Annotated in this window: 12 protein-coding genes; 8 read left to right on the forward strand and 4 right to left on the reverse strand. The window is 71.6% G+C overall.

The window, feature by feature from the left end; all coding sequences use genetic code 11:
• Positions 1–7: 7 nt before the first annotated feature.
• Positions 8–1,633, reverse strand: coding sequence for an alpha/beta hydrolase (locus tag ACWGR4_RS17675; RefSeq protein WP_452133514.1), 1,626 nt, complete (start codon positions 1,631–1,633; stop codon positions 8–10).
• Between the two features lie 111 nt (positions 1,634–1,744).
• Positions 1,745–2,725, reverse strand: coding sequence for an EamA family transporter (locus ACWGR4_RS17680; RefSeq protein WP_452133513.1), 981 nt, complete (start codon positions 2,723–2,725; stop codon positions 1,745–1,747).
• Between the two features lie 80 nt (positions 2,726–2,805).
• Between ACWGR4_RS17680 and ACWGR4_RS17685 the strand changes: the two genes are divergently transcribed.
• The 3 genes from ACWGR4_RS17685 to ACWGR4_RS17695 all read left to right on the forward strand — a co-directional run bounded on the left by ACWGR4_RS17685 (position 2,806) and on the right by ACWGR4_RS17695 (position 5,443).
• Entirely contained in the window at positions 2,806–3,714 is a 909-nt protein-coding gene (locus ACWGR4_RS17685) for a LysR family transcriptional regulator (protein ID WP_452133512.1), read from the forward strand.
• A gap of 142 nt (positions 3,715–3,856) precedes the next feature.
• Positions 3,857–4,192 (forward strand): NIPSNAP family protein, encoded by a 336-nt coding sequence (locus ACWGR4_RS17690; RefSeq protein WP_380002495.1) that lies wholly within the window; start codon positions 3,857–3,859, stop codon positions 4,190–4,192.
• 318 nt (positions 4,193–4,510) lie between these two features.
• A complete protein-coding gene (locus ACWGR4_RS17695) occupies positions 4,511–5,443 on the forward strand; it encodes a DMT family transporter (RefSeq protein WP_452133511.1) in 933 nt (310 codons plus the stop codon).
• A 77-nt stretch (positions 5,444–5,520) separates the two neighbouring features.
• Here the strand turns inward: ACWGR4_RS17695 and ACWGR4_RS17700 are convergent, their stop codons facing one another.
• Complete coding sequence (locus ACWGR4_RS17700) at positions 5,521–7,542, reverse strand: hypothetical protein (RefSeq protein ID WP_452133510.1); 2,022 nt, start codon at positions 7,540–7,542, stop codon at positions 5,521–5,523.
• A gap of 533 nt (positions 7,543–8,075) precedes the next feature.
• On the opposite strand from ACWGR4_RS17700, the gene ACWGR4_RS17705 reads away from it, so the two are divergent.
• The 5 genes from ACWGR4_RS17705 to ACWGR4_RS17725 all read left to right on the forward strand — a co-directional run bounded on the left by ACWGR4_RS17705 (position 8,076) and on the right by ACWGR4_RS17725 (position 11,258).
• Positions 8,076–8,594, forward strand: coding sequence for a MarR family winged helix-turn-helix transcriptional regulator (locus ACWGR4_RS17705; protein ID WP_380002500.1), 519 nt, complete (start codon positions 8,076–8,078; stop codon positions 8,592–8,594).
• A 158-nt stretch (positions 8,595–8,752) separates the two neighbouring features.
• A complete protein-coding gene (locus ACWGR4_RS17710) occupies positions 8,753–9,232 on the forward strand; it encodes a hypothetical protein (RefSeq protein WP_452133509.1) in 480 nt (159 codons plus the stop codon).
• Positions 9,229–10,095 carry an NmrA family NAD(P)-binding protein gene (locus ACWGR4_RS17715; protein WP_380002502.1) on the forward strand — a complete coding sequence of 289 codons (867 nt, stop codon included), beginning with the start codon at positions 9,229–9,231 and terminating at the stop codon, positions 10,093–10,095. Before ACWGR4_RS17710 ends, ACWGR4_RS17715 begins: the two co-directional genes overlap by 4 nt.
• A 159-nt stretch (positions 10,096–10,254) precedes the next feature.
• Complete coding sequence (locus ACWGR4_RS17720; RefSeq protein WP_380002503.1) at positions 10,255–10,626, forward strand: VOC family protein; 372 nt, start codon at positions 10,255–10,257, stop codon at positions 10,624–10,626.
• 26 nt (positions 10,627–10,652) lie between these two features.
• Positions 10,653–11,258: a hypothetical protein gene (locus ACWGR4_RS17725; RefSeq protein WP_452133508.1), complete on the forward strand. Its 606-nt coding sequence runs from the start codon at positions 10,653–10,655 to the stop codon at positions 11,256–11,258.
• Between the two features lie 9 nt (positions 11,259–11,267).
• On the opposite strand, the gene sigJ is transcribed toward ACWGR4_RS17725, so the two are convergent.
• Entirely contained in the window at positions 11,268–12,200 is a 933-nt protein-coding gene (gene sigJ, locus ACWGR4_RS17730; RefSeq protein WP_452133507.1) for an RNA polymerase sigma factor SigJ, read from the reverse strand.
• Positions 12,201–12,354: the final 154 nt, after the last annotated feature.

A 12,354-nucleotide genomic window follows, 5' to 3' on the forward strand; every position in this document is an offset into this window, starting at 1 on the left:
CGACGGGTTATCGGAGGACGCCCCGAACGGCCTCGGGGTCGGTGGGCGCGAGCGGCACGGCCACGCCCGCGCCCTTGGCCGTCGGCTCCGGCGGCGGGGTCACGTACACGGGGGTGGGATCGGTCTCGGGGGCACAGGTCTTGGCGATCCGGCCGCCGCCCCTGGGGAGGCTGCCGTCGCGCAGGTAGGCGGTGAAGGTGTCGTCCAGGCAGGCGTTGCCGTGGAACAGGATCTCGTGGAAGCTGCCGCCGGTCTGGACGACCAGCTTGGAATTCGGCAGCGCGTCGCGCATCGCGAGGCCGCCCTCGTACGGCGTGGCGGCGTCCTCGGTGGCCTGGAAGAGCAGGACGGGTGGCAGGCCCTTGCCGGTGATCTTCAGCCGGCCCGCCTGGTTGCCCTGGTAGGGCCAGAACATGCAGGCCGCGTTGTACCACATATTGTTATAGGTGTAGAAGGGCGCGGTCGCGTTGACCCGGGCCTGGTCCTTCTTCCAGAACTCCCAGTCGCGCGGCCAGGCGTTCTCCGTGCACTGCGCCGCGTTGTACGCCGGGAAGGCGGCGTCGTCGGTGCCCGGCGCGGCGTAGCGGTTGTAGGCGATGTTCAGCGGCCTGGTGTCGTGTTGGGTGACATACGCGGAGAGCACGGTGGCCATCCGGGGCCAGCGCAGGAAGTTGTAGCCGCCGCAGTAGAAGGTGTCCTCGAACTCGGCGGGGCCGATTTTGCCGGGCGCGGGCGCGGCGTCGACGGGGTCGGTCCGCAGCGCGGCCTCGACCTGGTCGTACGCCCGCCGGACGGCGGCGGCGTCGGTGCCGAGGTGGTAGACCGGGTCGGCCTTGGCGGTCCACTCGGCGAACGCGTCGAAGCGGCGCTGGTGTTCCCTGTCCTGGAGGATGTTGTGGTCGTACCAGCTGATGGTCGGGCCGACGATGCTGTCCAGCACCATGCGGCGCACGCGTGACGGGAAGAGTTGGCCGTAGGTGGAGCCCAGCGAGGTGCCCCAGGATCCGCCGTAGAAGTTGATCTTCGACGCGCCCAGCGCGCGTCGGATGCTGTCCATGTCGCGCGCGTTGTCGACGGTGGTCATGTGCGGCATCAGCCAGGACCAGTCGGCCGTACAGTCGGCGGCGTATCCGGCGGCCTTCGTCAGCCACGCCTTCGAAGTGCCCTGGCTGATCTGGTAGTCGGGCCGTTCGCCGTGGAAGTAGGTCGCATCGCACACGACATGCGGTTCGCTGCCGTTGGTGCCGCGCGGGTCGAAGCCGATCCAGTCGTAGGTCGAGGCGACGTCCTGGGGGATCTGCCCGGAGATGAACGCGGGCATCCACAACCCCGAGTTCCCGGGGCCGCCCGGGTTGAGCAGGATCGGTCCCTGCCGCTTGTCTCCGGGCGCCGTGGCGGGCAGTCGGTTCACCTTGATTTTGATCTTGCGGCCGCGCGGGTCCGCGTAGTCCACCGGCACGTCGAGCATCGCGCATTCGAGCGCGGGCGTGGTGGCGTCGTTACAGGAACTCCAGACGAGTTTTCCCTGCCCGGTGTCCTCGGCGGCGGGATCGTCGGGCGCGGCACTGACCGACGCTCCCCCGAGGGCCACGATCGCGGCGACCGCCGAGCACAGGGCGATGACTTTTTTCATGCTGAGCATGATGTGATATGTGAAATTGCATAACCAGCCTACCGTCCACACGTTGCCAAGCTTTTACTCACGGCGGTCGGTGTTTCGGACGTGACCGGCGGTCGGCAATGGTCACCGGCCGCCCGAATCGGCCGCTCGTTTCCGCTGCGGGGCGGCGGCCGGAGCCGCGGTGGGGGCGGCGGACTTCGGGGCGGGGGCGGGGAGTTGGCCGGCGACGATGGCGGCCAGGGCGAGGGCGAAGCCGGCGAGTTGGATCGGGCCCAGCGTCTGGTCGAGAACGACGGCACCCAGCGTCGCGGCGACCAGCGGGGAGAGCAGGGCGAGAACCGCGACGGAGGTGACGGGCAGCAGGCCGATGCCCTGGAACCACAGGACGTAGGTGATCAGGCCGCCGACCACGCCCAGCCAGAGGTAGCCGGCGGCGGCGTTCGCGTCGATCGCCGGCGGCGCTCCCTCGGCCAGGAAGGTGACCGGTAGCAGGAAAAGGCCCCCGGCGGTCATCTGCCACCCGGCGAAGGCCAGCGGGCCGACCCCGTCCGGGCGTCCCCAACGTTTGGTGAGCGTCAGGCCGGACGCCATCATGGCCGCGCTCCCGAGGCCCGCCACGATGCCCACGGTGTCGAGCGCCGCGTTCGGCCCGATCACCACCAGGCCGACGCCGACCGCGCCCGTCACGCCCCAGAACAGCCGCCGCAGGGACAGGCGTTCGTGCAGCACGCCGACGGCCAGGACGGCGACGATCAGCGGCTGGGCCGCGGACAGCGTGGCGGCGACACCACCGGGCAGGCGTTCGGCCGCGACGAACAGCAGCGGCAGGAACAGTCCGATGTTCAGGACGCCGAGCGCCGCGGCCCTGGCCCACCAGGCGCCGCGCGGCAGCGTCCGGGTGAACGCCAGCGCGATCAGGCCGGCGGGCAGCGCGCGCATCAGGCCCGCGAAGAGCGGGTGGCCGGACGGGAGCAGTTCGGTGGTGACGATGTAGGTCGTGCCCCAGACCAGGGGCGCCAGGGCGGTCAGGGCGGTACGTGGCAGGTTCCCGTGGCGGACGCCGCCCGTGCCGCCTGACGGCCCTCGGCCGGCTCGGCTTGTCATGGCTCGAAGTCTGGCCCGACACCGATCGATGAGTCCAAGACATGTTTGTCACCGCATCGATCTCTACTCAAGATGGGTCCATGGAGCTCCGACAGATGCGCTACGTCGTCGCCGTGGCCGAGACCAACAGCTTCACCCGCGCGGCGGAACGCTGTCTGGTCGTACAGTCCGCCCTCAGCCACCAGATCGCCCGGCTCGAACGCGAACTCGGCGCGCGACTGTTCGCCCGAACCAGTCGGCGGGTGCAACTCACCCCTGCAGGCGAGGCGTTCCTGCCCGCCGCCCGGCAGTGCCTGGACGCGGCCGAACGGGCCGCGGCCGAGGTCGCCGCCGCCGTCGGCGAAGTACGTGGACGCCTCGCCGTCGGCCTGATCCCCACCGTCTCAGCCGCCGACATCCCCGACGCGCTCGGCGACTTCCGCCGGCGCTACCCGCGGGTACGGATCAGCCTGCGGGTCGGTGCCAGCGACGACCTGATCGAGCAGGTCCGAGACGGGACGCTCGACGTCGCCTTCCTCGGCCTGCCCACGACCGCTCACCCCCAGGGTGTGGCCGCCCACGAAATCGGCCGCGACCACCTCGTCGCGATGGTCGCCCCCGACCACCCGCTCGCCGACGCGTCGACCGTCGACCTGCACCGGCTCTCCGCCGAGGTGTTCGTGGACCTCCCGGCCGGGACCGCCGGCCGCATCCAGTCCGACCAGGCCTTCGCGGCGGCCGGGCTCACCCGCGACGTCGCCTTCGAGATCAGCACCACCGACTTCATCCCCCGCCTGGTCGGCCGCGGCCTGTGCGTGGCGATGTTGCCGGCCGCCTACGCGCCGCGCTTCGCCGGTGTCGTCACGCTGGAGATCGCCGACGCGCCGGCGCGGGTCGAATACGTCATCTGGAGCCGCTTCGCCCGCACTCCGGCGGCAAGCGCGTTCCTCGGCATTCTCGATGTTCCCGATCTTCCCGACACAACGACCCCGGACCGAGACGACACGTAAGCCGACGGGCCGGAAAACTCGAGCGCACTCCCCCGATCCCCGGGTGCGGCGTCCGGGGTGGCCGGTAGCGTGCCGAACGCCACCCGCCCTCCTACGCGCCTCCGTAGCGCCGAGGAGGACCCGAACTCCCGGGAGATCGCTCGTGATTCTCGAAATCCGTACGTACCGTCTGAAGCCGGGTACCACCGACGACTTCGTCCGCGTCATGCGGGAGGAGGCGGTGCCGATGCTGGAGAAGGCCGGCATCCGCGTCGTCGACTGCGGATCCTCGCTCGTCGCCGAGGAGGGCCACGAAGAGGCGTACCTGATCCGCGCGTTCGCCTCACTCGACGAACACCGCGAACAGGAGGAGGCGTTCTACGCGAGCGACACCTGGCGCCAGGGCCCGCGCGAGGGCGTCGTATCCCGTATCGAGAGCTACCACTCGATCGTCATCGAAACCCCCGAGGAGGCCGCCACCATCCTCGGCCGCCGCTGACAACAGCCCACGCAGGCGCAGGAAGGGCATGGCATTTCACGAACTGCGGCGCCCGTACGGCGTTTCGCCCGTACGGGTACTTCGCCCGCACGCGGATGACGGACCCGTGCCGTGTACCGACGCATGCCTGCACGATACGGTGATTCTCGTGCATCGCCATCGCGTCATCACCCCGCCGCCCCGCCACTGAGCGGGGCGTCTTTCGGGCCCGGCAGGCCGTTGCCGCCGAGGCCCCATTCGGTGCTGCCCGATGTGCAGTGAAGCGCTGACACCCCGCTCCGACGTTGTCCTCGTCCACGTCGAAGTCGGAGCTTTCCCATGTCCGCACGTCCATCGCCGTTCCTTCCGGCATCCTCCTCGGCCGCCGTCCGCAACCCGCGCGGCGGCACCGGCCTGCTGGTCCTCGCCGGCCTGCTCTGGGGCACCGGCGGTCTCGCCGGCTCCCTGCTAGCCTCCCGGGCGGAGCTGAGTCCGCCGGCCGTCGCCGCGTACCGCCTGCTGCTCGGCGGCATCCTGATCACCGCCTACGCCGCGGTCCGCGGTCGCCACGGGGTCCTTCCGCGCGGATGGGCCGCATGGTCCCGGATCGCGACCGCCGGCCTGTTGCTCGCGGTCTTCCAGGCCGCGTACTTCGGTGCGGTGGCGGCCACTTCCGTCGGTCTGGCCACGCTGACCACGATGGTCGGCGTCACCGTCATGGTGACCGTCGGGTCCGCGCTGCTCGACCGGCGGCGGCCCTCGCGCCGTGCCGTCGGCACCCTCGTCGCCGCCGCCGGCGGCCTGGTCCTCCTGCTCGGCTCAGCCACCGCGGGGGGCCATCGAGTGGCGGGCGCCGCACTGGCCCTGCTCGCCGCGGCGGGCTTCGCCATACTGTCCCTGGATCGCCGCGAACAACCCGCCGGCCTGGACCGCATCGCCTCCACCGGCCTGAGCTTCCTCGCCGGAGCGGCCCTGCTCCTGCCCGTCGGCCTCGTATACGGGATGGCCTTCCAGGTCCGCCCCGACACGCTCGGCGCTCTGCTCTTCCTCGGGCTGTTCCCGACCGCCGCCGCCTACACCGGCTACTTCGCCGGACTCCACCGTGCCGGCCCCGGCGCCGGCACCATCGCCGTGCTCCTGGAACCGCTCACCGCCACCATCCTCGCCGTGCTGCTCCACGGCGAACACCTCGACGGCCGCCGGATCCTCGGCGGTCTCCTTGTCCTGATCGCCATCTCCATCCAACAGACGGCCTCCCGCAACACGTCCTGAACACCCGCCGGTCGCCCGGGATTTGGCACAAACGCAACTCCCGGGCGGCCGGCCCGCCGCGCGGGTGCGCAAGCCCGTCACGACGTTATCGCCGCCGCCGTGGCCAGGAGTTCCGCCAGTGTCCCGGTGAAGTCGCGGAGCAGGTTGGCGGCCACCGCCCAGGCGTCGTCGTCGTCGCGCAGGTGCCCACGAACCAGGTCGCGGGCATACGCGTGGCAAACGACCAGGGCGGGTGCCGCCGGGCGGGCTCCGGTCAGGATCTCGCCGGGGGTGAGCAGGCCGTCGTACAGCAGGTCGCCGAGTTCCCAGATGGGCAGGTCGCGTACCGGGGGGTCGGCGATCAGGGCGCGCGCGACGGCGGGCGATCGAATCGATCCGTGGGAGAAGAAGCCCGGTTGACGGCGGATCAGCGTCGGGATCAGCGCCTCGGGGCAGTCCGGGTGGTACGCGGCGACGACGACCGCCGGGTCACGGGTGGGCGCGGGCATCGGGCCCGGGTCCTGGGCCAACCTGACCCACAGGGCGGCCGGCACGCGGGCAGGCAGCGCGTGCAGCACTTCCGGAGCCGGCCACGTCGCCAGGTCCGCCGCCGAGGCACGGCCCTCGACCCGGTAGTGGGTTCGGCCGCGGTGGGAGTCGAGGTACCAGATGCCCTCGTCGGCGTCCTCGAGCGACTTGCGGACGTGCGCGGGAAGTTCGTCGTCGATCGCCGCCAGCGCCTGGAGCGCGTCGCCGCGGGCGGTGATCCGCCGGGCGAGCCGGTACGGGAACTCCCCGAGCCCGCGGCGGATGAGCGCGAGCGCGACCGGCGGGGCCAGGGTGTGCCGGCCGGCGCCGAACGCGAGCAGGTCGGCGGGTTCGAGCACGGCGACCACCTCGGCCACCAGTTCCGGATCGGCCCGGGACAGTAGCAGCGACAGCGGGCTGGGGGCGCCCCGGAGCAGCTCGGACGGCCCGACCGGCGGCCGGGCTCGCGCGGCCGCGTCGGCGCCGGCCACCGGAGCGCTCCCGGTCCCATCGTCCCCGCCCGCCCCACCCGACTCCCGGACGTGGCACAGCAGTTCGTGCACCGTGCCCGGATACCCCGGCCCCACCCGGGCCAGCCGCAGCCACCCCACCACGTCGTCCGGCAGCAGTGGCCGCAGCCCCGTCACGAGCGGGCCGAACGCGGCGGCCTGCGCCGAGCGGGGGCAGAAGTCGTCGATCGCGCGCAACACGTCCCACGCCGGCCGGCCCGCGTGCAGGAAGCGCTCCGGCGTCACCACCTGTTCCAGCAGGGCGCGTTCGAGCGGTCGATCGGCGTGGTCGAGGTTGGCGTCGAACTCGACGACCGCGTCCGGAGGGCAACCCTCGGTGCCGGCGAGCGCGGCGGCCACGATCGGCGCGAACGGGGTCCGCCGGTGTGCCCGCAGCAGCGCGTCCCAGTCCGGCGGCGTGGCCGCGAGCGAGAGTACGTGTCGCGCCTCGGCGCGGCGCAGGCCGGCGGACCGCAACAGCGCGATCAGTTCGTCGGTGTCCGCATCGGCGCACGTCCCGACCTCCAGCAACATCAGCCCCTCGGGCGCGTCCAGCGCCGCGCGCACGAGCGGGGCGATCACCCGCGTGCGGTAGTTCCGCACGGACAGCGCGGCGAGTACCGCCTCCGGCCCCTCCGCCCGCCACAGCCCGACGAAGGCCTGGAGCCGGGCCCGCTCGACGACGGCCCGGTTCGGCTGCCGACCCAGCACGGCCAGCGCGTGCCGGAGCAACCGGGCCTCGCGCGCGTACACCAGGGCCAGGATGTACGGCCGGGTCCGCGTCGTCGACAACATCTCGCGCAATGCGGGGTGCGGCGGGCGGTCGCGGCTCAGGATTCGGCGCCGAATCCGGGTGTCGGCGCGCGGATTGACGAAGACCTCGCAATCCACCTCGGGGTCGTCGAGCGCGACCAGGTCCGCCAGTACGGATCGCCGCTGCCGATCGTATCGGGCGAGCGCGAGATGATCGCTCCGGTCGCCGTGCGCCTGCGCGTATTCGACCACGCCCGGCACATCCGCCAACTCGGCCAGCACGCGCCCACGTTCGGCCGGATCGCAACGCGCGACGAGGCGGATCACCATGTCCGGATCGGCATGCCGCCACAGTCTCGAGACGGCCCTGCTCAGCACGATCCTTCGCCCCCTTCGCCCCGCACCGATGCCGGGCGCGCAAACCGTCGTCCCGCCACCGCCCCGCCGCCAGTCTCTCAGCGCCCCCACCCGACGCCCACATCGGCTGCCCGGCACGCACGGCCCGAAACCGCCCCCGGTCACGCCCGTCGCGAAGTCGCCAAGATCATGGGTGCACAGTTCCGGTCGGTGGGGCGGGGCCGGATCACCTCCGGTGGGAAACGAGAGCATGCCGGTGTCGGCGCGCATAAAAACCAACAGGGCCCGGAGGCGAGTCGCCGCGCTCGCCACCGCGGCCATCCGAGTCGGGGCGGTTTGCGCGCGGCCTCGGCCTCGAGATCACCCGAACCTTCGCCCGGGCCCTCGAAACCGACTCCCGCAACCCCGTCGTCGACGCCGTCGAAACCTTCGCCACCCGGGTCGGTTGCCCGCACCGCAGGCGGGCGTGTTGACGAAGTAAATAGTTAGGAGCCATACTACTTTCCATGCACCACGATCCACTGCCCGAGGAAACCCCCACGCTCGATCAGGCGGCCCGCCAGATCCGACGCTACGGGCTCGACGCCGACCCGCAGGCCGTGCTGGTCGCCGTGCGATTGTTGGCGGCCGGGGCGCGACTCGGGCAGGCGGTCGAGGCGCACTTCGCCGGATTCGGCCTGTCGGCCGGCCGTTATCGGTTGCTGGCGGCCCTCGAGGACGCCGACGGGGAGATGACCCCCTCGGGCCTCGCCGATGTACTCGGGGTCACCCGGGCAACGGTGACCGGACTGCTCGGCGGCCTGGAGCGGGAGGGACTGGTGCTGCGCCGACCGTCCGCCGAGGACGGCCGCTCCGCCGTGGTCGTACTGACCGCGCGGGGGGCACAGAAGATGCGCGAGTTGGCTCCGACACACTTCGGCCGACTCCAGGAGATGGTGAGCGCACTCGACGCCGAGGAGCGCACCGTGTTCCTGGACCTGCTCGGTCGTGTGGTCCGGGGGATTCCGGCGCTGACGGCGGAGTAGCACCCACCGGGTCACCCATCACTCGTCATGCAGTTATGCAGTTATGCCGTCCCAAGGTTGTCGTCACGTGTGTGCGATGACCTGGGGTGGCCTTTTCTTCACCCATATAGTTAGGGAGCTAATTATATGGTGACCCCGAAACGGAGATCGATATCCCCATGAGGCAAGGACGTTCCACCGGACGTGGCGCCGGCCCACCCCCGTTCACGCTGTGGCGGGAGGTATTGGTCGCCTACCTCGCCCCCGCCCTGATGGCCGGAGCGGGCGGCGTGGCCACCGGGCAGCAGGAGCTGACCATCGCCGCCTGCACGTCGATCGCCGGGACCTCGGCGATCGTCGCCGCACTCGTCGGCTCCTGGCTGCAACGGCGCGGGCCCGGCCGGAGCTGGCTGACCTCGACCCCCCGGGTGGTCCCGACCGTCTTCCTGGCGCTCGTGATCACCGCTCTCGCGGCGTGCGTCGGCTGGTTCGTCGGGGGCCACGTGCCGGAGCGGATCATCCCGCACCACGGGAACTGGCCGGACCGGCTGCGCCTGGACCTGCCGCTGTCGGCGGCCCTGGCCACCACCATCATCACCTGGCGCTGGCGCGGCACCCAGCGGCACCACTCATCCACACCACAGGGAGCACGGACATGATCGTCGTCATGGGCGCGACCGGGACCACCGGAAGCGCACTTCTCCATCGCCTGGTCGCCCTCGGCGTCCCGAGTCGCGCGCTGAGCCGCGACCCGGACGCGCTGCGCGACCGCCTCGGCGGGCCGGCCCGCGCGCTGGTGGAGGTACGGGGAGCCGACGCGGCGGACCCGGATTCGCTGCGCAAGGCGTTCGACGGCGCGAGCCAACTGTTCCTCGCCATGGCCAACAGCCCGGCGCAGGTGGCCCACGAGACGTGCGCGATCTCCGTCGCAGCCGCCGCCGGCATCCGACACGTCGTCAAACTCTCGGCCCCGGAAGCCACTTCGGACTCACCGGTGGCCGTCTCGCGCGGCCACCACACCATCGAGCAGGCACTGCGCGACACGGGCCTGCCGCATACCGTGCTCCGGCCGTACGCGTTCATGCAGAAACTGCTGACGCTCGCCCCGTCGATCGCCGCCGAAGGCGTGTTCCTGGGCAGCATGGGCAACGCCCCCTGCAACTACGTCGACTGCCGCGACATCGCCGACGTGGCCGCCGAGATCCTGACCCGCCCGGACCTCGCCGGCCACACGTACACCCTCACCGGCGACCGCACCTACACCAACCCCGAACTGGCCGACCTGTTCAGGCGCACCCTGGGCCGCCCGATCCGCTACATCGACCTGCCGACCGAGGCCATGCACACCACCCTGACCACCACCGCCGGCCTCCCCGGCTGGCTCGCCGACCACATCGTCGAGATCCAACAACTGGCCATCACCCACCCGGAGTCCCCGACCCGAACGGTCGAAACCCTCCTGAACCGCCCCCCACGCACACTGGAGTCGTTCCTCACGGAAAACGCCCACCACTTCCAATAGCCCCAAACGCACGCACGCCCAAACCGCGGCCTCGGCCGATGCCGCCCACCGGCCTGATCGTCGTCGTTCCTTCGCAACCACGACGATCAGCCGGCCGAGCACCGGAACATTAGGGTGGACGTCACGAGAGTCCGGTGACGCGATGGGTCCGGAGGCGCCATGTCCCTGCAGATGAAGTTGGTCGCGATAACGCTCGATTGCCCCGATCCATCGGCGTTGGCGGCCTTCTACCGGGAGGCGACGGGCTTCGAACCGCACCCGAAGTCGGACGCCGACTTCGCGGGTCTCAACCGCGAGGACGGGCTCTTCATCGGTTTTCAGCGGGTCGACGACTACCGGGCACCCCACTGGCCCGGGCAGACGGTTCCCCAGCAGCTGCACCTGTGCTTCGACGTCGTGGACCTGGACGAGGCCGAGGCCCGACTGCTGGAACTGGGCGCCGGCAAGCCGGACCACCAGCCTCATGACGCCGCCAAGGTGCGGGTCCTCACCGACCCGGCGGGCCACCCCTTCTGCATCTGCCGGGCGTGACCGGGGGGCGGGTTGGGTCGGCGGGCGTGGACGCGTCTGTGCGGAGGTATCGCTATGTCGGGCCGCCCGACCTGACGGCCCTCGTCCGTCCGGACAACGAGGGGCGATCGATCGGCTCGGCCGCGGACGTCGACGCGTGGATCTCGGCACGCGGGCCGCGCGAGGCGTGCGAACCGTTCACGTTCGTCGTCGATGTCGCGGGTGTACTTCGCCTGGCTCCGCGCCGCAGCGAGCATGTCGTGTGTGCGGGTGGGCGCGAGGTGCTCAGTGCCGGGGAGATCGCTTTCCGTTCGGACGCGGGACGGTGGGTCGCCGACGAGATCAGCAACCAGTCCACCGGCTACTGCCCCGACCCCGGCTCGTGGCCGGCCGTCGCCGACGCGCTGACCCGGGCCGGGATCGCGCACCCGGGCGGCTTCACCCACGAGGTGGTCTTCCGCCGCTGCTCCTCCTGTCGGCAGCTCAACATCGTGCGCGATCGGCACTACGTCTGCGCGGTCTGCGACGAGGCGCTTCCCCACGCGTGGAACGTCGACGGGGCCCGGCTTCCCCGACCAGGCGAGGACTTCCGCGACTTTCACGACTTCCGCGACTTCCGGGCGAGCCCGGGTCCCGGCCCGCACGACACGTAGCCGGCCCGGTCAGTCCGTCGGCAGCAGGCCCACATCCGACACCGGGCCGAGGTGGGCGAGCTTGTCCGGGTTCGCCACCGAGTGGATCGCCCGGATCATGCCGTCGGCGATGTCCAGTTCGACCACGCTGAGCACGCGGTCCTCTGCGTCGTGGAACACCACGCCCGGTCGGCCGTTGACCAGGACCGGGTGCAGGGACGCGCCGAGCTTCCGGACCCGGCGCAGGCCGCCGACCAGGAGTTGCGCGACCCGCCGCGGGTCGGTCATCGGCCGCCCGAGGGCGCGTGCCTTGCCGCCGCCGTCGCCGTGGAAGACGACGTCGGGCGCGAGCATGTCGAGCAGCGCGTCCAGGTCGCCGCCTCCGGCGGCGTCGAAGAAGCGGCGTGCGAGTTCCGCGCCCTCCGCCCGCCGCGCCGGGGGCTGTGCGCTCTCGCCCGCCTCGCCTGCGGCGGCGATGCGCTGTTTGGCGCGCGTGAAGATCTGCCGGCAGTTCACCTCGGTCTTGCCGGTGATCCGTGCGACGTCCGGATAGCCGTGTCCGAACACCTCGCGCAGCATGAACACCGCCCGCTCCACCGGAGAAAGCGATTCCAACAACACCAGGAACGCCATCGACAACGAATCGGCCAGCTCGGCGTGTTCGGCCGGTCCCGGCGCCCCGGCCGAGGTGACGACCGGTTCGGGCAGCCAGTCCCCCACGTACGTCTCCCGCCGTACCCGCGCCGAGCGCAGGTGGTTGATGCCCAGGCGCGTCACCGCCGTCGTCAGGTACGCCTTCGGCTCGACGATCGTCGTACCCGCCTGACAGGCGCGCGTCAGGCCCAGGAACGCGTCCTGGACGATGTCCTCGGCGTCGCCCACGGAGCCGGTCATCCCGTAGGCGATGGAGAACAGCAGCGGCCGGTACCCGACCGCGCCCGTCTCGTCCACCGCTCCACTCACGGAACGCCTCCCGCCCGGCTCATCGCCGCTCATGTCCATGCCTTCCCGTCGGGGACCCCTCCGTACGACGTCCGCAGGGTAGTCGCACCCGATGATCGGCACCGAAGCCCGCCGTGTGTTGGTCACTCCCTCCAGGACAAGACACCCGGCCCGG

It is taken from the genome of Embleya sp. NPDC055664 (assembly GCF_053618075.1).